The 23,359-nt window shown below is 68.6% G+C and carries 20 protein-coding genes and 1 pseudogene; 5 read left to right on the forward strand and 16 right to left on the reverse strand.

The window, feature by feature from the left end; translation table 11 throughout:
* Positions 1 to 209: 209 nt before the first annotated feature.
* The gene (locus ACF08B_RS40040; protein WP_392321970.1) at positions 210 to 638 is read right to left on the reverse strand and encodes a hypothetical protein; all 429 of its coding nucleotides are present in this window, start codon (positions 636 to 638) and stop codon (positions 210 to 212) included.
* Here ACF08B_RS40040 and ACF08B_RS40045 point away from each other — a divergent pair.
* Both ACF08B_RS40045 and ACF08B_RS40050 read left to right on the forward strand, forming a co-directional pair.
* Positions 619 to 1,962, forward strand: coding sequence for an NAD(P)/FAD-dependent oxidoreductase (locus ACF08B_RS40045; protein WP_392321971.1), 1,344 nt, complete (start codon positions 619 to 621; stop codon positions 1,960 to 1,962). The two genes, ACF08B_RS40040 and ACF08B_RS40045, sit on opposite strands and share 20 nt — an antisense overlap.
* 155 nt (positions 1,963 to 2,117) lie before the next feature.
* Entirely contained in the window at positions 2,118 to 2,450 is a 333-nt protein-coding gene (locus ACF08B_RS40050; protein WP_392321972.1) for a hypothetical protein, read from the forward strand.
* A gap of 25 nt (positions 2,451 to 2,475) precedes the next feature.
* Here ACF08B_RS40050 and ACF08B_RS40055 read toward each other — a convergent pair.
* Positions 2,476 to 3,218, reverse strand: a pseudogene (locus ACF08B_RS40055) (IS5 family transposase).
* Between the two features lie 73 nt (positions 3,219 to 3,291).
* Positions 3,292 to 4,194, reverse strand: a complete 903-nt coding sequence (locus ACF08B_RS40060) for a LysR family transcriptional regulator (RefSeq protein WP_392321973.1) — start codon at positions 4,192 to 4,194, stop codon at positions 3,292 to 3,294.
* Between the two features lie 128 nt (positions 4,195 to 4,322).
* On the opposite strand from ACF08B_RS40060, the gene ACF08B_RS40065 reads away from it, so the two are divergent.
* Positions 4,323 to 5,204 (forward strand): NAD(P)H-binding protein, encoded by an 882-nt coding sequence (locus tag ACF08B_RS40065; protein ID WP_392321974.1) that lies wholly within the window; start codon positions 4,323 to 4,325, stop codon positions 5,202 to 5,204.
* 352 nt (positions 5,205 to 5,556) lie between these two features.
* On the opposite strand, the gene ACF08B_RS40070 is transcribed toward ACF08B_RS40065, so the two are convergent.
* The 13 genes from ACF08B_RS40070 to ACF08B_RS40130 form a co-directional block, all read right to left on the reverse strand.
* The gene (locus ACF08B_RS40070; RefSeq protein ID WP_392321975.1) at positions 5,557 to 6,657 is read right to left on the reverse strand and encodes a phosphotransferase family protein; all 1,101 of its coding nucleotides are present in this window, start codon (positions 6,655 to 6,657) and stop codon (positions 5,557 to 5,559) included.
* Positions 6,657 to 7,895 (reverse strand): acyl-CoA dehydrogenase family protein, encoded by a 1,239-nt coding sequence (locus ACF08B_RS40075; protein ID WP_392321976.1) that lies wholly within the window; start codon positions 7,893 to 7,895, stop codon positions 6,657 to 6,659. Before ACF08B_RS40075 ends, ACF08B_RS40070 begins: the two co-directional genes overlap by 1 nt.
* A 29-nt stretch (positions 7,896 to 7,924) precedes the next feature.
* On the reverse strand, positions 7,925 to 8,395 hold the full coding sequence (locus ACF08B_RS40080) for an SDR family oxidoreductase (RefSeq protein WP_392321977.1): 471 nt from the start codon (positions 8,393 to 8,395) through the stop codon (positions 7,925 to 7,927).
* Positions 8,396 to 8,398: 3 nt separating this feature from the next.
* Entirely contained in the window at positions 8,399 to 10,078 is a 1,680-nt protein-coding gene (locus tag ACF08B_RS40085; RefSeq protein WP_392321978.1) for a class I adenylate-forming enzyme family protein, read from the reverse strand.
* A gap of 42 nt (positions 10,079 to 10,120) precedes the next feature.
* Positions 10,121 to 11,677, reverse strand: a complete 1,557-nt coding sequence (locus ACF08B_RS40090; protein WP_392321979.1) for a long-chain fatty acid--CoA ligase — start codon at positions 11,675 to 11,677, stop codon at positions 10,121 to 10,123.
* Between the two features lie 98 nt (positions 11,678 to 11,775).
* Entirely contained in the window at positions 11,776 to 13,032 is a 1,257-nt protein-coding gene (locus ACF08B_RS40095) for an aspartate aminotransferase family protein (protein ID WP_392321980.1), read from the reverse strand.
* Between the two features lie 17 nt (positions 13,033 to 13,049).
* On the reverse strand, positions 13,050 to 14,165 hold the full coding sequence (locus ACF08B_RS40100; RefSeq protein WP_392321981.1) for a Zn-dependent alcohol dehydrogenase: 1,116 nt from the start codon (positions 14,163 to 14,165) through the stop codon (positions 13,050 to 13,052).
* A gap of 31 nt (positions 14,166 to 14,196) precedes the next feature.
* Positions 14,197 to 15,585 (reverse strand): NAD-dependent succinate-semialdehyde dehydrogenase, encoded by a 1,389-nt coding sequence (locus ACF08B_RS40105; protein ID WP_392321982.1) that lies wholly within the window; start codon positions 15,583 to 15,585, stop codon positions 14,197 to 14,199.
* Positions 15,582 to 16,286, reverse strand: coding sequence for a transporter (locus ACF08B_RS40110; RefSeq protein WP_392321983.1), 705 nt, complete (start codon positions 16,284 to 16,286; stop codon positions 15,582 to 15,584). Before ACF08B_RS40110 ends, ACF08B_RS40105 begins: the two co-directional genes overlap by 4 nt.
* Complete coding sequence (locus ACF08B_RS40115; protein WP_392321984.1) at positions 16,283 to 17,677, reverse strand: flavin monoamine oxidase family protein; 1,395 nt, start codon at positions 17,675 to 17,677, stop codon at positions 16,283 to 16,285. The genes ACF08B_RS40110 and ACF08B_RS40115 overlap by 4 nt, the downstream gene beginning before the upstream one ends.
* A complete protein-coding gene (locus tag ACF08B_RS40120) occupies positions 17,661 to 18,596 on the reverse strand; it encodes an alpha/beta fold hydrolase (RefSeq protein WP_392321985.1) in 936 nt (311 codons plus the stop codon). Before ACF08B_RS40120 ends, ACF08B_RS40115 begins: the two co-directional genes overlap by 17 nt.
* Positions 18,589 to 20,124 (reverse strand): flavin-containing monooxygenase, encoded by a 1,536-nt coding sequence (locus ACF08B_RS40125; RefSeq protein WP_392321986.1) that lies wholly within the window; start codon positions 20,122 to 20,124, stop codon positions 18,589 to 18,591. The genes ACF08B_RS40120 and ACF08B_RS40125 overlap by 8 nt, the downstream gene beginning before the upstream one ends.
* A gap of 570 nt (positions 20,125 to 20,694) precedes the next feature.
* A complete protein-coding gene (locus ACF08B_RS40130; protein ID WP_392321987.1) occupies positions 20,695 to 21,303 on the reverse strand; it encodes a helix-turn-helix domain-containing protein in 609 nt (202 codons plus the stop codon).
* Positions 21,304 to 21,535: 232 nt separating this feature from the next.
* Here ACF08B_RS40130 and ACF08B_RS40135 point away from each other — a divergent pair, with 232 nt between their 5' ends.
* Both ACF08B_RS40135 and ACF08B_RS40140 read left to right on the forward strand, forming a co-directional pair.
* Entirely contained in the window at positions 21,536 to 21,823 is a 288-nt protein-coding gene (locus ACF08B_RS40135) for an aldehyde dehydrogenase family protein (RefSeq protein WP_392321988.1), read from the forward strand.
* A gap of 300 nt (positions 21,824 to 22,123) precedes the next feature.
* On the forward strand, positions 22,124 to 23,359 hold the full coding sequence (locus ACF08B_RS40140; protein ID WP_392321989.1) for a PucR family transcriptional regulator: 1,236 nt from the start codon (positions 22,124 to 22,126) through the stop codon (positions 23,357 to 23,359).

Genomic DNA, 23,359 nt, shown 5'->3' on the forward strand with positions numbered 1-23,359 from the left:
TCACGTCACTCACTGTGCGTCACATTCCTGGTGTCAGCCAGGACCCGACCAGCACCCAGCAAGATCACCTCTTACACAAGGAAGTGAACACCCTCGAACTCTCTCCCTCAAGGTGAACTCCGGTCGATCGGACATCCGATCAGCCGCCGGCTTGCTGACCTTCCTGGTCGACTGCGCGTTCTTCCTCACTGTTCCTGTGGCTTGCGGCGTCACTTTCGCCAGCCATGACCGCCGGCGAGAACGACAGCGAGCACCTGCTTCGCCCAGATCCGGTGCACGATGCACAGGCCGGTCGCACCGCCGCTCTCACACGGTTGCCGACAGCCGAGCGCCGCCTCGGCCCGAAGTCCCGCCGGCTCTTCACGAAGCCGGGCGCCTAGTAGTACGTCGATACCTCGAGTGATCTTCGCTGAGGCCTTCTTCACCCTGCGGCGGCTCGGCCCCAAAGCCCGGATGCCACCCTGACCCTCCATCAGGTCCTCGACCTCCTCCAGCCGCATGCGGACCGGCATGTGGAACGTGCACCGGATCCGACCAAAGCAGGTGCTCGCTGTCGTTCTCACCACGGTCGTGGCTGGCGACAGTGAAGCCAGCCGACTCAGAAAGCGATCGCACGTCATGAACATCGACAACGTCACGTACAGCACCTTCACCGGTTGGATCGACCCGCCCACGGACGTTCGCCCGAGTCTCGACGGCGACATCACCTGCGATGTCGCCGTCGTCGGCGGAGGCATGGGCGGCATGGCGACGGCACTGCGGCTCGCCGAGCGCGGCCAGGACGTGGTGCTGCTGGAGGCCGAGTTCTGCGGCTACGGCGCCAGCTCCCGCAACGGCGGCCAGATCGCCTCCGTTCCGGGCGGCGACCTCCGTCTGCTGAGCCTCTTCTACCCCAAGAAGGTGCCTGGCATGGTGCGGGTGGCCGAGAACGCAGCGCGCTTCACGGAAGACCTCATCAAGACCCACGACATCGACTGCGACTACGAGCCCAACGGTCTGGCCTTCGCCGCGGTGTCCCATGGACAGATGCTGCGGACACGCACCATTGCCGCGATCCTTCGGCGCGCCGGAGGACGGGGAACGGTCGGTACGGCCGAGGAGCTCGGCATTCCCCGCAGCTTCGTGGGCGGCATGCGCGAGGCCGTGGGCGGAGCGTTGAATCCCGGCAAACTGAGCCGCGGAGTGCGTCGCGCCCTGCTCGCGTCGTCGGCGCGGGTATACGAACAGACCAAGGTCACCGACGTCACTCGGAACGGCAGCAAGGTCGTGCTCTCGACACCCCGCGGCACCGTTCGAGCGGACAAGGCGGTGCTCGCGACGAACGCACATTCGGGTGAGTGGGAGATCACCCCCGAGCGACTCTCGGTTCCCATGTGGATCATCGAGGTGGAGACGGAGCCGATCGCCCCAGAACGCATCGCCGCGCTGGGCTGGAGCAGTCGATCAGGAATGATCACCCAGCATCAGGTCATGGAGCACTACCGCCTCACCCCCCGCAACACCATCGTGTTCGGCATCCGACGCATCGAGCGTGGCCAGACGTATCCCCTCCCGGCGAAGGCTCCGGACCGGCGCACGGTCGAAGAGCTCGCTGGCGCGTTCGCGACACGATTCCCCACGCTCGCCGACGTGGCCGTGGAGCGCACGTGGGGCGGCTGGATCGCGATGACCTCGTCCTTCCTGTCGATCGCAGGGCAGATCGAGGACAACGTCTACTACTCGATCGCGTGCAACGGACACGGACTGGCCCAGGCGCCGTACGTCGGGTCGCTGATCGCCGACCTGATCGTGGACGGATCGCGACACGAAGATCTCGACAGTATCTGGGCGAAGGAACCGAAATTTCCCCCCTTCGCGATGCTGGGTCCGCTCGGCCTGCGCACCGTGTGGGCTGTCGACCGCCTCACCGACATGTTCAACGGCAGTCGGCGCCGCGCCCTACGCGCTGCTCGGATGCGCTGACCAGCCGTCCCGGACCAGTCGTTCGGGCCGTACGCCCATAAGCGTTGTTGCCGACGGCCAGACGACTCGATCGCCTGTCGCAGGCCTGCATCCCGACTCGCTGCTGTGGGCCCGACCCCCTAGGCTCTGTCGTCAAAAGATCTTGCCCGGGCGATGTGGACAGCAGGCATGATGTGCTGGTGGGACATCTTCCTGTCGACGTGCGTGCTTCACTCCGGTTCTTCGCCTTCTACTTGGCCAACGGCACTATCGACGTTGACCTGCTCGACGGTTTTGACTACCGACCGGCTCTCTTCCAGTTCGGTTCGTCGTTGGAGCAGGTCTTCGCGATCTATGGCAATGTGCTGGAAGTCGACGCGGACGGCAAGGTGCTGAACGACGGGGACGCGCAGTACCGTGCCGCCCAGTGGATTCGCCGCTCCTGCGACCCGACTTACGAGGTCGAGCCGCCGTTCCAGGCTTGGGAGACCGAACTCCACGGTCCGTGAGTGAGCGGGCAGTCCTCGCAGGACTTCACACCCACATCAAGAGCGACGCGAGGGTGACAGCCGCCTGGTAGGACTCCGCGGTTTTGTCGTATCGGGTGGCGATGCCGCGCCACTGCTTCAACCGGTTGAAGCAGCGTTCCACTACGTTCGGGGATGGTGTGGGCGATGCCCCGACGCCGCAGCCAGATGCGGATCGCGCGTGAGCTGTAACCCTTGTCGCCGAGGACGTGAACCGGCCTGGTGCGGGGTCGCCCGGGGCCGACGCGGGGCACCCGTATCGTCTCCATCACCTCAGTGAAACGGGTGCAGTCGTTGACGTTCCCGCCGGTCAGGACAAAGCCCAGCGGCCGGCCGAGAGCGTCGCACGCAAGGTGAATCTTGGTGGTCAGCCCACCCCTGGACCGTCCGAGCGCGGGGCCGCGGGCCCCCTTTCCGGGCCCCAGCGGCGTGCTGGTGAGCCCTCACGACCGTGGAGTCGACCGACACCAGCCAGTCGATGCCCCCGGCCGCATCCGCCCTGGCCTGCGCGGTCTGGAGCATCCTCGCGAACGTGCCGTCCTTCGCCCACCGGCGGAAACGGGTGTGGAGCGTCGCCCACGGCCCGTACCGATCGGGCACGTCCCGCCAAGCCGAACCTGTCCGGAACTTCCACACAATTCCGTTCAGAACCCTCCGGTCGTCCACCCGCTTCCGACCCCGCAACGGCACCGGCAGCAACGGTCGGACGAACTCCCACTCCGCGTCTGACAGTTCATGACGATGAATCACCCAACCATGATCCACCACTCAAGATCATTTGACGACAGACCCTAGCCGGTGTCTGCATCGATGGTGGCGGGGCTCAGGCGGTAGTGCCGTGCATGTGGGTCTCTGCTTGTGCGCGGTGGGCGACTGCGATCGCGCAAGCGGCGCGTACGAAGGCGGCGACGGCCGGTGAGCGGGCGTCCTGGGGCCACGCGACGGCCAGTGTGCAGTTCGGCAGGTCGCTGACCGGCCGGTAGGCGATCCCAGGGCGCGGGTTGCGTCGGGCCACTGAGGCGGGCGCGAAGAACACGATGCTGCCCGTCTCGACGAGGCTGAAGATTTCCGACAAGTTGGAGGCTGGTCTCGTTGCCCCGGGCGGGGGCGGCGCCATGCGGCCGTCGTCGGCCGGCGCGCCGCTGGGGAGGTTCCGGCCGGCCAGGTCCGCCAGGCACAGCTGGGTACGGGCGGCCAGCGGGTCGGTGGCGGCCATGGCGACCAGGACCGGCTCGGTCAGCAACGGCTCGCTGTCCAGCCCGCGGTCGTCCACGGGGCGGAGCACGAGTGCGACGTCGGCGAGGCCATCGCGCAGTGCCTGGGGCTGAGCGCCGAACCCTCCGAGGACCAGTTCGGGGGGCAGGGCTGCGGGGTCGGTGCTGTAGGCGTCGAGGATCTGCGGCAGCAGGCCGCCGTCGATGTCTGCCTTGAGGGCGATTCGCAGCCGGGGCGAGGCGCTCCCCGCGTGCCGGGCCCGGTGGGCGGCGGCGGTGACCGCCTCCAGGGCGGTTCTGGCGTCGCGCAGCAGGACCTCACCGGCGCCGGTGAGTTTCACCTGCCGGGTGGTCCGTTCGAACAGCGTCACGCCGAGCTGTCGTTCAAGGTCGCGGATCGATCGGGACAGCGGGGGCTGCGCCATGCTCAGCCGGGCGGCGGCGCGCCCGAAGTGCAGTTCCTCCGCGACCGCGACGAAGTAGCGGAGCTGCCGCACCTCCGGATCATTCATACCGCCAGGGTATCAATAGCGACCGAGATGGTCCTTCACCTGCGCCGTTGCCCCGGGTTCACTCGAACGCGACCGCCCGGCACGCCGCCTGGGGTCAGCCGTTTCGACCGCCGTGCATGGAGGCACTCATGATCGTTGTTACGACGCCGACCGGTGACATCGGCCGACAGGTCCTGGACCGCGTCCTGGACAGCGGTGAGGCCATCCGGGTGATCGCCCGCGACTCCTCCCGCCTCCCGGAGCACGTGCGCGCGCAGGCGGAGGTGGTGGAGGGCTCACACGCCGACGCGGACACGATCGCGAAGGCGCTGGAGGGCGCTGACCGCCTGTTCTGGCTCGTACCCCCGGCCGGCTTCCGGGACGCCGGCCCCGCCAGGGGCTACTACCTGGACTTCACCCGGGCCGCGGTCCAGGAAGCCGCGAGCCGGGGCGTGCGGATGGTGCACGTCACCTCCCTGGGGCACGGGTACGACGGCGAGGCTGGACTTCTGTCGGCCGCGCTCGACATGGACGTGCTGATCGAGAGCACCGGCGTGCAGTACCGGGCCCTGGCGCTGCCGTTCTTCATGGAGAACGTTCTCCGTCAGGCCCAGCCGATCACACAGCAGGGCGTGTTCTCCATGGCGAACACCGCGGACCGGCCGTTGCCGACCGTCGCCACCCAGGACGTGGCCGCGGCGGCGGCAGCCCTTCTGCTGCACACCACCTGGAACGGCCAGGCCCGCGTTCCCCTGGTCGGCCCCGACAACCTGACGCCCGACGCCATGGCCGAGACCATCTCCGAGACCCTGGGCCGCACGGTGCGCTACCAGCAGGTGCCGCTGGCGGACTTCCAGGCCCGCACGGTGCAGCGCGGCGCGAGCCCTTCGCTGGCCCAGGACATGGCCGACATGGTCAACGCGCAGAACGACGGCATCTACGACGCCGAACCCCGCGACCCGGCCGCCGCCACCGCCACCGGCTTCCGCCAGTGGTGCCAGAACGTCCTGAAGCCGGCCGTCCAGTCCTGACCAGCACGCCGGACAGTGCCCGGCACAGCCACCTCAGCCGGCACCGGAGGAACCGGCCCCGCACTCCGACATCAGGCGCTGCCACCCCATCGAAATGATCAATAGGATCGTGTGTCGCGACCGGGATGTTCGCCAGAGCGCGATGCGTGCGGGCCCGAACTTGCGCTCGCGCCGCAGCTCGCAGACGCGGCTCTCGACGTCGGCGGGGGTGCGGATCGGTGTCGTCAGGGGTCGGCGGCCGCGCTCCGCACCGGTCGAAGGTGCATGCCTGCGACCGGGGGGCTCGACGGTGGCGCGGCCGCCACGGCGTGGCTGCCACGAGGTCGGTGAAGAACCCCGTACGCGTCTGGCGTCAGCGGCGGGTGGTCGCCGTCAGACCGGCGTATCGCCCGGCCCGCTCCAGCAGTCGGGGGACACCCGTTTCGAGCGACGGCCCGAAGGTGTTGTCGTGGGGGCGCTCCCCACGCTGCCAGTGGGTGTAGATGGCCTCGCAGAAGATCGCTGCCTTCCACAGCGCGAGGGTCTGGTACCAGGGCAGCGGGGTCAGATCGAGGCCCGTGCGGGACTGGTAACGCTCTGCCAGCCGGCGCTGGGTGAGGTAACCGGGCGACCGGGTCACCCGGGTGAGCTCGAGCGGGGTGGCCGGGCTGCCTGCCTCGGAGTAGGTGGCGGTGAGGTACCCCAGGTCCGCCAGCGGGTCACCGAGCGTGGCCATCTCCCAGTCCAGGATCGCGAGGACCCTGGCCGGCGCCTGCGGGGCGAACATGAGGTTGCCCATGCGGTAGTCACCGTGCACCACCGAGGCCGCCTGACTCGTCGGCAGGTTACGGCCGAGCCAGTCCCCGATGCGCTCCACCGCGGGCAGGCTGCGTGTGGTGTTGACCTCCCACAACCCGCGGAACCTGTCGACCTGGCGCCGGAGATACCCCTCGGGGAAGCCCAGGGACGCGAGTTCCCCTCCGGTCACGTCGATGCCGTGCAGGGCGACGAGGGTGTCGACGACCGCCTCGCTGGTGGCCCGGCGCTGTTCCGCGGAGGAGAGGTGGGGTGGGATCGTGTCGGTGATGACGGTCCCGTCGAGCCTCGACATGAGGTAGAACGGCACACCCAGAAGCGACTCGTCCTCGCAGACGGCGACGATCTCCGGTACCGGTACCCCGTGCTCGCCGAGGATCTTCTGGGTGCGGGCCTCGCGCACCATGTCGTGCGTCGACTTGGGCAGGGGCGGGCGCGGTCCACGGCGTAGTACGACGCAGTCGCCACCGCGCTGGATCAGATAGGTGATGTTGGAGTGGCCGTCGCCGATGCGCTGCCACGCGAGCGGGCCGCTGCCGATGCCGTGTGCGTCGAGGAAGCCGGCGACCGCGTCGAGGACCAGGAGCGGAGGGCTGTCGAGGTGACGGGCCCTCTCCCGGCTCGCGACGACCTCCACGCCGTCGGGAACGGTGTGCATCACGCGCCTCCGTCCCGGCCGACGACGGCATCGTCCCTGTACCGCTCACCGGCCTGGACCGCGGCGCGGCGGCCGGCCGAGGCCCGGCGCGCGATGGCCCACCTGTGGGTCTCGTTGGAGCCGTCGTAGATGCGGAACGGACGGACCTCGCCCAGGTACTGCGCCAGCGGCAGCCCGTCGGAGACCCCGTCCCCGCCACAGATCTGGATGGCGCGGTCGATCACCCGGTAGATCGCCTCCGAACAGTGCACCTTCGCGATCGACGACATCGCCGAGCCCGCCTTCGGGTCACCGTGCAGCAGAGCCGCGGTCTTGGTGATGATCGCGTCGGAGGTCTCGATGTCGATCACCGACTCGGCGATCAGGTGCTGGGCCAGGCCCAGCGAGTCGAGCGGACCGCCGAACAGCTCGCGCCTTCCGGCCCGGTCCAGCGCGATGTCGTGCGCCCGGCGCGCCAGCCCCAGCCACCGCATGCAGTGCGTGAGACGTGCCGGTCCGAGCCGGACCTGCGCGTACCGGAAGCCGAGCCCCACCTCGCCGAGCACCGCGTCGTCGGCGACGAAACAGTCCTCGAAGTACACGTGCGGGTGACCGCCGTCGATGGAGCGGTCGACGGTGTGGATCGCCTCGCCGACCCGGATGCCGGGGTTCGTCATGTCGACGAGGAGCATGGTGGCCCCCTCGGGGGAGCCGTCGACGGCCGGGGTCCGCGCCATCACGATGCAGAACCCGGCACCGACGGCGCCGCTGGTGAACCGCTTGTGGCCGTCGATGTTCCAGCCGCCGTCGGCGCGCACGGCGGTGGTTCGCAGAGCGGCCGGGTCGGATCCCGCTCCGGGGTGGGGCTCGGTCATGCCGAAGCACGACCGGACGTCCCCCGCCGCCAGAGGCGCGAGATAGCGCTTCTTCTGCTCCTCGGTCGCGATCAGGTTGAGCATGTGCATGTTCCCCTCGTCGGGTGCCATGCAGTTGAGCGCGACCGGACCGATCGGCGAGTAGCCGGCCTCCTGGAGAATCGGCGACCAGTGCTCGATGGGCAGGCCCTGCCCGCCGTACTCCGTCGGCACGAGCGGCGCGAAGACGCCGGCCTCCTTCGCCGCGGCCTGTAGCCGGTCACGGGTGGCCTGGTCGAGACGTCCGCCCGGTGCGGGCTCCGAGTCGATGACGACCTCGCGGACGAACCGGCGGGTGCGCTCACGCAGCTCCGCGGTCTCCGGCGGAAGGTGAGGGAAAGTCATGGCTGTCCTTCATGGGAGGGGTGCGGTCGTTACGTGGTGCCGCCGGCGATCGTGAGGCCGCCGTCGACGGTGAGGACGTGGCCGGTGACCCAGGAGGAGTCCGCAGAGGCCAGGTAGGCCACGGTGGAGGCGATGCCCGAGGGCACACCAAGACGTTGCAGCGGATAGCGGGCGGCGCTCTTGGCTTCCTTGCCCTCGTAAAGAGCTTCGGCGACCCGGGTTTTCACCACCGCGGGTGCCACGGCGTTGACACGGATCGTGTCGAGGACCTCGCGCCGGTGCTCGGGGTCGTCCGCCTGGCCGGCGACGGTGATGACGCGGCCCCGGGGAAGAGCAGTGGCGGCCTCGTCGAGCGGTCCGTCCTGGCGCGCGGTGATGCCCACGCGCGCCCCTTCGGCGACGAGCCGCTCGGCGACGGCGAGACCGAAACCCCGGCTCGCTCCGGTCACGATGGCGGTGCGCCCCGAGAAACGGCCCTGATCGGTGTGGTTCTCGCTCATCGGTCAGTCCTTCGAGGGTGATACCGGTCCGGTGCCGTCGAAGCCGCGGAGCTCGGCACGCCGGATCTTGCCGCTCTGCGTCTTGGGCAGGTCGGCGAGGAAACGGATCTCGCGGGGACACTTGTATGCGGCCAGCCGCTCACGGGAGAAGGCGATCAGCTCCTCCGCCGTGGCGCTCAGACCCGCCTTGAGCGAGACGTAGGCGACGACGGTCTCGCCGCGGTACGCATCCGGCTGCCCGACGACCGCGGCCTCCAGCACCGACGGGTGCTCGTACAGCGCGTCCTCGACCTCACGCGGCCAGACCTTGTAACCGGACACGTTGATCTGGTCCTTGAGCCGGTCCACCAGGTAGACCCAGCCCGCATCGTCGATGACGGCGACGTCACCGGTACGGAGCCGGCCCTCCGGCATCGTCTGGCGGGTGGCCTCGGGCTTGCCCCAGTACCCGGGCACCACCTGTGGCCCGCTCAATTCCAGTTCACCTTGTTCCCCGCTCGGCACCGGGTTGCCGTGCGGGTCCACGACGCGCGCGGTGAGGTGCGGCAGGGTCCTGCCGATGGACAGCGTCCCGCTCGGCGGATGCACGGGCGCCCTGTCCCCCGGAGGCACGGCGATGACGGCGGACGTCGTCTCGGTCATCCCGTAGCCGTTGTGCAGGTAGACGCCGAACCGCTCCTGGAACCGCTCGACGGTCGCCGGCGGGATCGGCGCGCCCCCGGAGTACAGGGCCTTCACCGACGCGAAGTGCTGGGGACCGGCCTGCGGCAGCCCGTAGATCGCGTTGTACGCCGTGATGGAGCCGATCGTGCAGGTCACCCCGTGCTCGGCGAAAGCCTCCAGCACGACCTCGGGGTGGAACCGGCCCGTGAGGACGAGCGTGGTGTCGGTGAGCAGGGAGATCGTCGCGTTGACCACCGCGCCGGTGATGTGGAACAGCGGGGCGACGGCGAGCACGACGTCCCCGTCGCTCAGACCGGTCCAGGACGCGTAGGTCGACACCACACTCAGAACGTTGCCGTGGGTGTTCACGGCACCCTTCGGCGGCCCCGTCGTGCCGGAGGTGTAGGTCAGGAACGCGACGTCCTCACCCGTCAGCCTTACCGGCGCCGGCCGGTGACCACGGAATTCCTCGATCAGCGCCACCAGGTCGCCGTCCGGCGCCGGGGCGAGGCGTAGCGTTGTTGCGAAGACCCGCGGATCGTCGCGGGACTGGTAGTCCAGTGCCGACGTGCTGACCAGCCATCGGACCGTGCTCCCCTCCAGCGTGCCGAGCGTCTCGTGGACGTCCGTGTCCGCACAGACGACCCCGACCGCCCCGGAGTCGTCGATGATCCGGCGGAGCTCCTGGCGCCGGTACATCGGATTGAGCCCCAGTGCCGTGGCCCCCAGCTTCCACAGGGCCAGCAGCACCAGCGCGTACTGCGGGATGTTCTGCAGGTACACGCCGACACGATCACCCCGGCCCGTTCCGCGGGCCTCGAACGCGGCAGCCAGTGCGTCCGACGCCGCGTTCACCTCCCGCGCGGACAGAGCGCCGTCGAAGAAGCGGAGCGCCGTGCCCTCCGGGTTCTTCGCCACGCGTGCCTTCCAGGCGGCCACGAGCGAGTCGGAAACCGCATCCGTCCCCGTGCCGAACCCGCCGGGGAACGGGTTGCTCTGCCGGCCCTCATCCACTGTCATCTGCCGTCCTTCCCACCCATGTCCATGCGCTTGTCGTGCCGGTCATGAGAGTTCGCGCTTGAGGATCTTTCCGGTGGATGTCATCGGCAGGGTCTCGACGATCTCCACGATGCGCGGGTACTTGTAGGCGGCCATCTGCTCCTTGCCCCAGGCGATCAGCTCGTCGGGGCAGGCGTCGGCGCCGCGCTCGAGGATGACGAACGCCTTGATCTCCTCGCCGTGGCTCTCGTGCGGCACGCCGACGACCGCTGCCAGGCTGATCGCCGGGTGTGTCATCAGGACCTCCTCGATCTCGCGCGGGTACACGTTGAAGCCGCCGCGGATGATCAGGTCCTTCGCCCGGTCGACGATGTAGTAGAAGCCGTCCTTGTCCCTGCGGGCCAGGTCGCCGGTGCGGAACCAGCCGTCCCTGATCGCTTCGGCGGTGGCCTCGGGGCGGCCGTGGTAGCCGTTCATCACGTTGTGGCCCTTGACCGCGATCTCCCCGATGGCGCTTCCCGTGCCGTCGTCCTCGACTTCCGACCAGTCCGAGTTGACGAGCTTGAGCTCCACGCCCCAGATCGGCACGCCGATGGAGCCGGGCCGAGGCTCTCGCGCCGGATCGCTGAAGGTCACCACCGGCGAGGTCTCGGAGAGGCCGTAGCCCTCCAGGACCTGGACGCCCAGTCGCTCCCTGACCTGTTTGATGATCTCCGAAGGGAGTGAGGCACCGCCGGAGACACCGACCCGCAGGTTCCTCGCGATCCTCGCGACGTCGACATCGTCGGTGAGCGCCTGCAACAGGGCCCACCACATGGTGGGGACGCCTGCGAAGACGGTGATGTCCTCCCGCTGCATCAGGGACACCGCCTGCCGGCCGTCGAATCGCGGCAGCAGCACCAGTGTGCTCGCCGTCGAGAAGCCGGCGTTCATCTGCACGGTCGCGCCGAAGGAGTGGAACAGCGGCAGCACGAGCAGATGGGTGTCCGTGGCCGGCTGGTTGTCCAACAGCCGGTTGCAGGCGAGGGTGTTGAGAACGAGGTTGGCGTGGCTGAGTTCGGCACCCTTCGCCTGTCCTGTCGTACCACTCGTGTAGAGCAGCACAGCCGGGTCGTCACCCGTGGTCCCGATGCTGTCGAACGTCGTCGCCGTGCCCTGCAGCGCGGCGCCCATGGTCTCGATGCCCTCGATCGGGCTTTCCGCCTCGGGATCGGCGGTGATGAGGAAGAAGTGCTCGCAGTCCGCGGTCCCGGTGAACCCGGCGTGTCCCTCCGCACCCATCGGCAGACCCGCGTCACCCTCGAAGCAGAAGTACGCCTTCGCCTCCGAGTCGGCCAGGTGGTAGGCGATCTCCCGGCCCTTGAGCAGGATGTTGAGCGGTACGACGACGGCGCCGGCCTTGAGAATCCCGTAGTAGACGATCGGGAACCAGGGCAGGTTCGGACAACTGAGCGCGACCTTGTCCCCGGGCCAGATGCCGCGGTCGACCAGGAGGTTGGCGACCCGGTTGGCGGCGGCGTCGACCTGGGCGTAGGTGAGACGCGTCGGACCGAGGACCACGGCGTCCCGGTTCGGGTGCGTACGGGCGGAGTCCTCGAGCAGTACGGAGAGGTTCAGCATGGTGTCTTCCGGGAAGGTGGACCGGGCCAGGCCGCGGAATACGAAACACACGGCCTGGCCCGGGGCGGGTGGGGGTTACACGTGGCTCGATGCGGACGTCACAACTTCCGCAGTAGCCGGTCGAGGGCCTCGGCCGTCGCCTCGATGTCGGCGGTGGTATGTGCCGTGCTGATGAAGACCTTGCCGGACGGCATGAACAGGAAGCCCTGACGCAGCATCCCTTCGAGGATCACGGTCCAGAGCCCGCCGGTTCCGTGGAGCCCGGTGGCCCCACCGGCAGGGACGTACTGGAGGAGCGAGCCGACCCGGTTGAAGCGGCCGAAGTCAGGGAATGAACCGAGCGCGTCACCGACGAGGGCTTCGAACTCGGACGAGATCTGTTCGAGCAGCTCGTAGACCGCAGGATCGGCCAGGACGCGCATCGTGGCCTCTACGGCTGCCAGCGCGATCGGGTTGGCGTTGAAGGTTCCGGCATGCACGACGCCGGCCGTCACCTGATCGACCATCTCCGCTCGGCCGACGACGGCGCTCTGGGTGAAACCACCGGCCATCGCCTTGCCGAAGACGGACAGGTCGGGCAGCACGCCGTACTTCTCGGCCGCCCCGCCGCGTGCGATCCGGAATCCGGCGATCACCTCGTCGAAGATGAGGATGACGCCGTGTCGGTCGCAGAGAGTTCGCAGCGTCGACAGGAATTCCGGTGCGGGTGCTTCGACGCCGGCGTTGCTCATCACCGGGTCGACGAGCACTGCCGCGACATCGCGCTCGACGGACTCGTTGAGCAGGCGTTCGGCCAGATGTACGTCGTTGAAGCGCGCCACGACCAGGTCGTCCAGCACGCTGGTCGACTGCCCCGGTCCGCCGGGGGTTGCGGGACGATCGCAGTCGTCCTCGGACATCCCGGCGTACACGGTGTCATGCCAGCCGTGGTAGCTCCTGGCGAACTTGAGGACGCGGCGGCGCCCGGTGGCGGCTCGCGCGAGGCGTAGCGCGACCTGCACCGCTTCGGTCCCCGTGTTGCTCCACAGCAGTCGCTCGCCGTGCGGCACGGCCTCGAGGACCGCTTCCGCCGCGCGGTACTCCAGTCGGTGGCCGGTGCCGACGACCTGCATCTTCTTCGCGACCTCTGACACTGCGGACAGCACGCGCGGGTCACCGTGACCGAGGACGAGCGGGCCCCAGGCCATCACGTAGTCGATGTACCGGTCGCCGTCCAGGTCCCAGACGTACGCGCCCTGTGCCTCTTGCACGAAGAGCGGATGGGGAGTCATCGCGGCGCGTAGGCCCGACCCCACACCCCCGCCGACGCTGCGTCGAGCTCGCTCGAACGCCGAGCGTGATGATTCCAGGGCCATGCGATTGCCACTGCCTTTCAGTACGTGATCACCGAGCGGATGCCGATGCCGCGCTTCATCTGGTCGAACGCCTCGTTGATGTCCTTCAGATCGATCACGCGCGTCACAAGAGAGTCGAGATCGATACGGTTGTTCATGTAGTGGTCGATCAGCAGGGGGAAGTCGGAATCCGGTGTGCTCGAGCCGTAGTTCGAGCCGATGAGCGAAAGTTCCTGATCGGACATGACGAACGGATCGATGGAGATCCTCATGCCGTCCGCCACCTGCCCGGCGACCACCGCCGTGCCGCCCCGGGCCAGGACTTCGTAGGCCGACTCGATGGTGCGTGGCAGCCCGATGGCCTCGATGGCGATCTCCACACCGCGTCCGTCGGTGAGCTCGTGCACCCTGGCGGCGAAATCCTCGCGGCCGTTGTTGATCAGATCTGTCGCACCGAAGACGCGTGCCTGCTCGAGCTTCTCATCGGAGATGTCCGCGGCGATGATCTTCCGCGCGCCGGCGAGCCGAGCACCCTGAATCGCGTTCAGGCCGACGCCGCCGCAACCGAGGACCAGCACGGTGTCGCTCGGACGCACCTTGGCGGTGTTGACGGCCGCGCCGACGCCGGTCGTGACGGCGCATCCGACCAGAGCCGACTGTTCGAACGGGGCGTCATTCCGGATGGCGATCGCGCCCGATTCGGGCACCAGGGTGTACTGGCCGAACGTTCCGAGGCCCGCGAAGCTGTAGACGTCGCCCTCGCCGACGGCCGTGATCCGCGACCGGCCATCGAACGACAGATGATTCGCCGAGTGCCGGCTGACCATGTCACAAAGGACCGGCCTGCCGCTGATGCAATAGCGGCAGCGGCGACATGAAGGCGTCCAGGACAGCACGACGTGATCGCCCTGCTTCAGCGTCGTGACACCCTCGCCGACACTCTCGACGATCCCCGCCCCTTCATGGCCGAGAATCATCGGCGACGGCACCTCCCATGCGCCTACGAGCACGTGAAGGTCGCTGTGGCACAACCCGCTCGCTTTGAGTCGCACGAGCACCTCGCCGGGCGGAGGTGTCGAGGGAAGAGTCACTCTTTCGATGGTCAGCGGTTCGTTCGGTGCCTTGAAGACAGCGGCGTCGAATTCGATGGTCATGACAGGTTTCCTTCCGTCCGCGCTGTGGCGATCACGTCCGAGCGGTGCGGATGAGCTTCTTGTTGGCGAACTCGTCGATTCCGGCCCGGCCCAGTTCGCGACCGAAACCCGAACGCTTGACCCCACCGAAAGGCAGTTCCGCGCCTTCGAGGCCGACGCCGTTGATGAAGACCATGCCTGCGTCGATCTTGTCGGCGACGCGCATGGCCTGCTCGGCGTCCGTCGTGAACACGTAGGAGCCCAGGCCGTAGGGTGTTCCGTTCGCCAGGTCGACGGCCTCGTCCTCGGATCGGGCTCGATAGACGATCGCGACCGGGCCGAAGAGTTCCTCGGCGGCCGACGGCGACGTCGGCGATACGCCCGTAAGGATGCCGGGCGGGAAGTACGCCCCTTCGCGCTTTCCTGCGGACACGAAGGTCGCCCCGTCATCGGCGGCCCGCTCGACTTGTTCTTCGAGGCGGTCGGCGGCCGCAACCGAGGACAGCGGCGCCAGGCCGTCGGCCATGGCGAGCACTTTCCGGGTGAACTTGTCGAGGAACGCGTCATGGATGTCGTCGGCGACGATGATTCGCTTCCCGGCGTTGCACGCCTGCCCGGTGTTCTCGAATCGAGCGTCGACCGCCGCCTGGACCGTGGCGTCGAGGTCATGGGTCGACAGCACGACGAAGGGGTCCGAGCCGCCCAGTTCGAGCACCACCTTCTTGAGGCAGCGCCCGGCCCTTTCGGCGATCTCCGCGCCGGCCCGCTCCGAACCGGTGAAGGAGACGCCTTGCACTCTGGAGTCCGCGATGGCGCGAGCGATCTGCTCGTTGGTGGCGTAGACGTTGACGTAACAGCCCTCGGGATAACCCGCGTCCGTGAACAACTGCTGGAGAGCCGCGGACGACTCCGGACACTGCGGCGCGTGCTTGAGCACGATGGTGTTGCCCAGCGCGAGATTGGGTGCGGCGAATCGGGCGACCTGGTAGTACGGGTAGTTCCAGGGCATGATCCCCAGCAATGCGCCGATCGGCCGCCGACGGATGAAGGCGGTGCCCTCTGCATCGAGAAGCGCGATCGGCTCGTCGGCCAGGAACGTGTGCGCGTTCTCGGCGTAGTACCTGTAGATGGAAGCGCTGAACTCGACCTCTGCGATGGCCTGGTCCACCGGCTTGCCCATCTCCCGGTGGATGATCCCGGCGAGTTGCCCGCTGCGCTCGCTGTGCAGGGTGGCGACGGCGCTCAGCAACTGGGCGCGCTGAGCCACGGAGGTCTGCCTCGACCACTGCGTGTAGGCCTGCGCCGCCGCGTCCAGCGCCCCGTCGACAGCCTCGTTCGTCGCGGCGGGGTACGCCTTGACCAACTCGCCGTTGGCAGGGTCCACCACCGCGTACACGTGCCCGTTCGTCACGCTGACCCTCTCTTCGTGTTCGTGGCTCATGCGATGGCCCCCGTTGCGTGAGCCGGCTTCGCATCCAAGGCCGCGTTGTGGTGGTGCAGTGCGCGGTAGGCACGGAAGTAGACGAATCCCTGGGTGCCCCAGGTCGCCAGCGCAGCGGTGTAGAAGATCGTGCGGTTCGCGTCGTCGAACGGCAGCGGGAAGAAGTCGTAGGTGATCGCGATGGCGGTCCCGGCGGCCGTGACCAGTCCCGTCCAGATCGCCGGCCACCTGGCGCCCCCCTCCCAGAGCCGCTTGACGAAGTACCCGACGAACACTGCCGTGAGGAGATTGACAACGACGTAGAACACGGCGACCGAGAACGCGGCGCGGTCGGTGTGGAGATCCGCGCCGTGGAAGTGCCGGAGGAACAGGCCGGCCGCCGTCGCGACTCCGAACACGCCGACATCGACGCCGAGGCTCGGCCTGTAGCGGTGGGTGATCTTCATCAAGCCCATGATCAGAATGAGCGTGATGCCGACCGACCTGGAGAACGCGTCGAAGAAGTACGCCACGTCGTACAGGACGCTGCCGCTGTTGGCTCCGAGCAGCGACCAGAGCAGGAAGTTGCTGCCCGACGTCGCGACGACCATCCATTCGAGGCCGAGGAGGTAGTTGCCGTACCGGCGGATGAACCTCCATCCGTAGAAGTAGCCGGCGAAGATCATCCACAGGTCGGCCAGCAGGAACAGCGCTTCCTTCATCGCAGCGCCCCCTCTCGGACGTCGCGGGACAGGAGGGTGGCGACGCGCTCGGCGGCGCGCTGGCCCGTCAGGACCGCGCCGTTCATGGTGCCGGCCCATTCGCCGGCGGTTTCGGTGCCGGCCCAGTGGATGCGCCCGTGGGCTTCGGTCAGCGCCTTGCCGTAGCTCACCGTCGCGTAAGGGGCGACGGCAGGATTGGGACCACCCGGGGCGAACGGCTCCGATCCCCAGCAGTGGTCCGCGTAGTCGATGGGGGTGCGGGCCTGCGGACCATAGAGGTCGACGAGCTGCTGGACGACCCGGTTGCGTCGGGCCTCGGGGCTGAAACCGTCGAAGACGCGCGGATCGCAGAAGGCCATCAGCACGCCCGGTCCGCCGTGGGCGGGTGACACGTCGAAGGTGATGAACACGGTTCCGGTGTCGGTCACTGCCTCACCGGAGAATCCGTCGGCCCGCCAGAACGGCACCTCGTAGGCCGCGAAGGCCTTGCTCAGCACGCCCATGCGCCAGGTTCGCGTGAGCCCTTCGGCATGCTCGGGCAGAGCGGGATCGAACTCGATGGCGGCGCGGTGCGCCGGCGCGGCCGTGACGATCGCGTACCTGGCGTGGATCTCTTCGGCGTCGGTGTGGACGGTGACGCCGCCGTCGTCCTGCGCGACACGGCGCGCCGGTGTCCCCAGGCGCACGCGGTCGCCGAGCTGCTCCGCCACCCGCTTGGCGATCTCCTGGGTGGTTTCGACGAACCGGTCCTGCTGCTGGCCGCCCTCGACGTCCAGCATGTGATCGATGCCGCCCGCTGCACGGATGTAGCGCAGCGCGTGCAGCAGGGAGACGTCTCCCGGGGTGCAGCCCCACTGCACCTTGCTGATGACGGTCATCAGCGCACGGGTGCCGGGCAGCGCGTTCTTCCGGTCCAGCCACTCGCCGAACGAGAGGGCGTCGAGCCGGCCGGCCTCGGGCGACTCCCACGCGGCGTCCACGTCGATGGTCGCGACCAGCTTGTTCACCGCCACCTGCATGCGGGCCATGTCCACCAGGGCTGCGGGGGAGACCTTGGGAATGGTGCCGCTGTAGGTGCGGCGCCGGCCTGCCATCCACAACACGTTGCGACCCTGGTTGAACTGGTCGGTCGTGGTGCACCCCACTCGGCTCGCAAGGTCCCGGATGGCGGTGTGGCGTCGCGCCACCCAGGTTGCTCCGAGGTCGACCTTCACGCCTGCCACCTCGCCGGAGAGAGATCGTCCTCCGACCCGGTCGCGGCCCTCCACGACCAGGACCGACCGCCCCGTGTTCGCCAGTCGCTCGGCAGCACTCAAGCCGGCGAAGCCGGCACCGACGACCACGACGTCGACCGTGGTGCCCCCGGAGCCGGGATCACGAGATCCGGACATGGTTCCCTCCTTCGCCCACGCGGTCCGCGTGCTGGGAGATGTACTGGGTGACGGGGCCGACGAGGGCCAAGGGGATGTGGTGGCCCATGCCGGGAATGACCACGTGCTGGGCCGAGCGGATCGCCTTCACCGTCGCCTCGCCGCCGCTCGGGTCGACCAGCAGATCCCGGTCGCCGTTGATGACCAGCGTCGGGGCCGTGATGCTGCTCAACCGGGCCGTCCGGTTGCCGGAGCGCTGGATCGCCTGGATCTGGCGCGCCACGCCGGCCGCCGGGTCACCGGCGCTGCGATCCCAGCCGTGAGCTGCGATGGCCGCCTCGGCCGCGTCGTCGATGGGATATCCCGTTCCCGCGACGTGCCGGGTGATCCGCAGATGGGCACGGACCGCCGCGGTCCTGGTCCTCGCCGGTGGGGCGGCGAGGAGCCGGATCGTCGACAGCGCCGGCTGGCCCACCTTCTTCGCCCCGGTGGTCGAATAGATGGAGGTCAGCGACAGAACGCGCTCCGGCGCCGTGGCCGCGATCGTCTGCGCGATCATCCCGCCCATCGATCGCCCCACCAGGTGCACCCGCGAGATCCCGAGACAGTCGAGTACGCCGACGGCGTCCTGGGCCATGTCGGCCAGCGCGTACGCATCGCTGCGCGGGCACGCGGCGATCTGACGCCAGAGCGCGGGAGGGGGTGCGGCGACGAACGTCGACCGGCCGACGTCACGGTTGTCGATCGCGACGACCCGGAAGCCGCGGGCGACGAGCGAACCGAAGAACGAGTCGGTCCAAAAGGTGAGGTCCTCGCCCAGTCCGGCGATGAGCAGGATGGCGGGGTCGGCCTTGTCACCGAAGTCCCGGAAGCAGATCCTCATCCCGGACGGCAGGGCCGCGTACTGGTCGGTGCTCTCCGCGTCGCTCGTCTCAGACACGGGTCGCTCGCCTCCCACCGGGCCGGTGTGCGGCCGGCCGGCCGGCGCCGAACTCGAGGTGCTCGTCGGCCACCGGACCGCGCAGGGCCTTGGCGTCCTCGGGGTAGGACATCGCCATCCGCCAGGGCTTCTCGAGCCCCTGCTTGGGCAGGAACTTCTCACCGCGCCTGGCGTAGCCGGCCTTGAGGTCCATGACGGGCCTGCGCTCCGTCCCGGGCTGCGCGACCGGGACCACCCTGTCGTATCCACGGGCGTCCATGTGCCGGACCAGGTCGATGAAGTAACGGCACATCAGGCTCACCTTGAGCGTCCAGGACGAAGTGGTGTAGCCGATCGCCATCGCCCAGTTGGGGATCCCGCTCAGCAGCATCCCGCGGTAACAGACCGCGTCTGCGATGTCGACCTCGCGGCCGTCGACGACGATGGGCATTCCGTCGAAGAGCTGCAGGTTCAGCCCCGTCGCGGTGACGATGACGTCCGCTTCCAGCTCCTCGCCCGAGCTCAGCACGATTCCGCGTTCGCTGAACCGCGTGATCGTGTCGGTGACGACCGTCGCGGAACCCTTCTTGATCGCGTCGAAGAAGTCGCCGTCCGGTGCCAGACAGAGCCGCTGGTCCCACGGGTCGTACGGCGGGTTGAAGTGCTTGTCGACGTCGAACCCCTTGGGAAGGCGCTTGATGTTCTCGCGCCGGATCAACCGACGCCCGGCCTTCGGGAACGTCCGCAGTCCCTTGACGACGGCGCGGTCGAGCCAGATGTTCTTGAACCGCGTGACGGCGTACCCGCGCTTCTCCCCGAGCACCTTCGTGAGCGCCAGGGCCACCTTGTCGACGCGAGGCAGAGCCATGACGTACGTAGGGGTCCGCTGCAGCATCGTCACGTGTCGGGCGGCGCCGGGCCCGGTGGCCATGGCCGGCACCAGTGTGATCGCGGTCGCGCCGCTGCCGACGACGACGACCTTCTTGTCGCTGTAGTCGAGCGTCTCGGGCCAGTGCTGCGGATGGACGATCGTGCCTTCGAAGTCGTCGCGTCCCGGGAACTGGGGGGAGAACCCCTCGTCGTACCGGTAGTAGCCGGTGGCGGCGAACACCCATCCGGCACGGATCATCTTGGTCACGGTCCCTCCGCCGGCGGGGTCGGCCGCCTCGACGGTGAGGGTCCACTGCGAGTCGTGCGAGGACCATTCGGCCCTGACGACCCGGTGGCGCAGCCTGATGCGGCGCTCCAGGTGATTGTCCTCGACCGTCTCCCGGAGGTAGTCCCGGATCAGTGGCGCATCGGCGATCGCGGCTTCGTGACGCCACGGCTTGAACTCGTAGCCGAACGTGTGGAGGTCCGAGTCCGAGCGGATGCCCGGGTATCGGAAGAGATCCCACGTGCCACCGATGTTGCCGCGGCCCTCGAGCACGAGCAGGGACTTGCCGGGGAGCTCTCGGCTGAAATAGCTGGCCGCACCGATTCCGGAGATCCCCGCTCCGATGATGACCACGTCGAACTCCTCGACGGCGTCAAGCACCTTAGTTGTCATGACGTTTCCTCGCTGTTCCCGGGGTGGTGATCTCACTGTCGCCAGCCACGGCCACCGGCGGGAACGACAGCGTGCACCGGCTGGGCACAGGGCTCGGTGCACGATGCACAAGCCGGCCCAGCAGCGGCGCCCTCGGGCGGTTGTCGACAGCCGAGCGCCGCCTCGGCCGAGGTCTCGCCGGCTCTTCGAGAGGCCGGTCGCAGTGAACGTGCGGTCTACCTGGTGGTTGCCCAAGCGACTCGATGCGGGGGTGGGGCATGAGCGAGCCGGCGCGGTCGCCGAACGAACCGACCGCCTACGGGAGTTCATGCAGCTGAACGAGCGAGCGTTGCCAGTGCCGCGCAAAGGATGCCGCGGCCGACCCGCGGTACGGCGCCGGCACGGCGGCCCTCCTGCGTTGTCTCCGATGAGGAAGGTGAGTCGGCTTGTCGACCACTGTCGGGCGGTGGGCTTCTTCGGCCCAGGGCGAGGCCGTCGAAACCACACCCAAGACCACCACCGGCGAGATCCGCCGTCAGGAGTTGCGAAGCCTGGGGCCCGGACGCCTGGGCCCGGACGTGAAGGGCAGCCCTAGGACGGTTCTCGCGCGACACGAAGGAGCGGAGGCGACAGGACCCACAGGACCTCGCTCACCCGCGTACCCGGATTGTCGAACTGGTGAAGCGTCCGACCGGAGAACGAGGTGGACACACCGGCTGACAGCATCCGGGTCTCGCCCCCGACGATCAGACGGGTCGAGCCGCTCAGTCCCAGCGCGAAGATCGTGGTGGTGTCGAGCCTGTAGGGGCCACCCGTGCCCCCGCCTGGCTCGATCACTGAACGGAAGACTTGGAACGCCGTGGTGTCGGCAGGCGTGAGCAGGTACTCGGTGACCCCTTCACCGCCCATGTCGATCCGGCTTCCGCCCTCCACGACCTGCTCATCCGGGTAGGCGAACAGTTCGCCGACCCCGATCTGCAGCACATCGCAGACTCGCAACAACGTCGCGACGGACACATTGGTGAGACCACGCTCCAACTGACTGAGGAAGCCCTTGGTGACGTCTGCCTGATGCGCAACCTCCGTCAACGACAACCCGCGGCTGAGCCTGATCTCCCTCAGTTGCGCGCCTGTGGATGCTTCGAGGCCAGGGGAGCCCTTGGCTGCTCCGCCTGCTCTCCCGCTGTCAGCGATGCCCATCGTGTGCTCACCGCCCGTCCTGAGGTCGAGGTCGTGTGGCCTTCGGGTGACAGGCCGGCTCGGACGAGCCCCCTCCGTGAGACGAGGCTAAGGCATGCGCGTCACGGGCACCTGGTGCCCCTTCAGAAGGGGCGGCGTCGCCGTATCCCTTGCAGCACAACCGACGGCGTGATAAACCTTCCGCCGTTTACCAATACTAAACACCACACTCCTGGAGACCCCATGCGCGCGGTTGTCCACCGTCACCCGGGCCGCACCCGTCGAGGTGGCGGATGCCGACCTTGCTGAACCGCATGGGGGCGAAGCACGGGTGGGAGACGAGAGCTTCGACTATGCGCTCACCGTGGTTGCCGGCCTGCGGCAGGACGACGAGATCGTCCAGTCCGAGATCTTCGGTCCGGTCGTCACCACTCAGGTGTTCTCGACGGACGAAGAGGCCTACGCCCAGGCCGACGACAACTGCCACGGCCTGGCCTCGAGCGTGTTCCCCCTCGACCGTCGCCGAGCGATGCGCGCCTGACACCAACCGTCCTTCGGGTTCGCCTGGACACAACTCCGCTTGCCTCGGCGCCGACTGACCGACGAGCGACAGCGCAGATGATGACGGATACAGCTTCGCCGGCCTGTCGAACGCACGGCAGTGTCGGGGCCGGCAGCCGCTCTCGCATGACGGCAGCGGCCCGACGCCCCTCGCCGTCGTCGGCCGGCTGCACGGCCCTCGCCTTCGCTGCCGGGCCTGCCACCGGCCGGCCTTTCCTCTGTCTGTGACACGGCATGTCGGGAGCACCGGCTCCTCGGGATCAGAGGGAGACTTGAAGATATGGAAGAGCTGTGGCCCCCGCCCTCCCGCGAGGCCGCTGATGCGATCAGGTCACTGTGCCAACACCTGTTGACGGAGACGGACGCCCTGGTCGACGCCCTCGCGGGGCCCGCTCTCGTGGCCCAGAACGATCCTGCCCTCCTCGCGGACGCATCGCTGACCGAGGAGGATCGCGAGCTCAACCGCTCCGATCTTGTCCAATGGCTGACCGCGAACGTCCAGCATCCGGGGCGGCGAGTGGAGCCCTACGTCGGCCCGAGAACCACGGCGTACATCAACGATCTCGTCTCCCGCGGCATCGCGCCCGACTTCGCTGATGCCTGGCGCGTGGCACTGGGGATCGGCTGGCGGCGATGGCTGGAGGTATGCGTGACGCACTGCGCCGACCCCGACCTCCTCGTGGGGGTCCTGGACGTGTCGGCGAAGTCGCTGGCGCAGTACGCTCTCGACTCGGTCGCGGCCCTGCGTGAAGCAGGCCTCGCCGCTGCGATGGGCAATGCGGGTGCCGAGGCGATCGCCCTGATCCAGCTGATCGCCAGCGGGGCGCCGATGACGGAGGATCTCGCCGAGGGGCGTCTGCGTTACCGGCTGGCGCGGTGGCACGTCGGTCTCGTGTTGTGGGTCGATGATCCTGAGCAGGTCGACGCTCTGGACGGAGCGATCCCGGCTGTGCGCGCCGCTGGCGCGGGCCGGAGTGCCCTGGTGGCACGTGCCAGTGGCACGTCGCGGTGGATCTGGCTCTCGGGGCCGGGCGTCCCGGACCTTCACCCTGTGGAGAAGGTCCCGGCGATGACTGACGAGGTTCGCGCGGCGGTGGGAAGGCCCGGACACGGACTCGAAGGGTTCAGGTCCAGCCACCAGGACGCTCTCGCGGCGCAGGCGCTGGTCACCCGGCTCGGTTCCGACCGGCGATTCACCGCCTACGCCGACGTCGAGCTGATCGACGCGCTCACGAAGGACCGCGCCGGCGCACGTCGCTTCGTCATCAACACTCTCGGGCCGTTGGCCGAAGCGGACGTAGCACTACGGCAGGCGCTCCTCACCTACGTGCAGTGTGGCTTCAACACCACCCGGGCAGCCGCCAACCTCTACGCGCACCGAAACACCGTCGAGCGGCGAGTCTCGCGCGCCAACGAGCTGTCGGCCGTAAAGGTCGAGGACAACCCGACCCATGTGGCGGCGGCGCTCCTGGTGCTGGACATCGCGCCTGACATCGCGGCGACCGGACCGAGCTGA

Origin of the sequence: Streptomyces sp. NPDC015139 (assembly GCF_043079785.1) — a bacterium.
In the GTDB taxonomy this organism is placed as follows: domain Bacteria; phylum Actinomycetota; class Actinomycetes; order Streptomycetales; family Streptomycetaceae; genus Streptomyces; species Streptomyces albidocamelliae.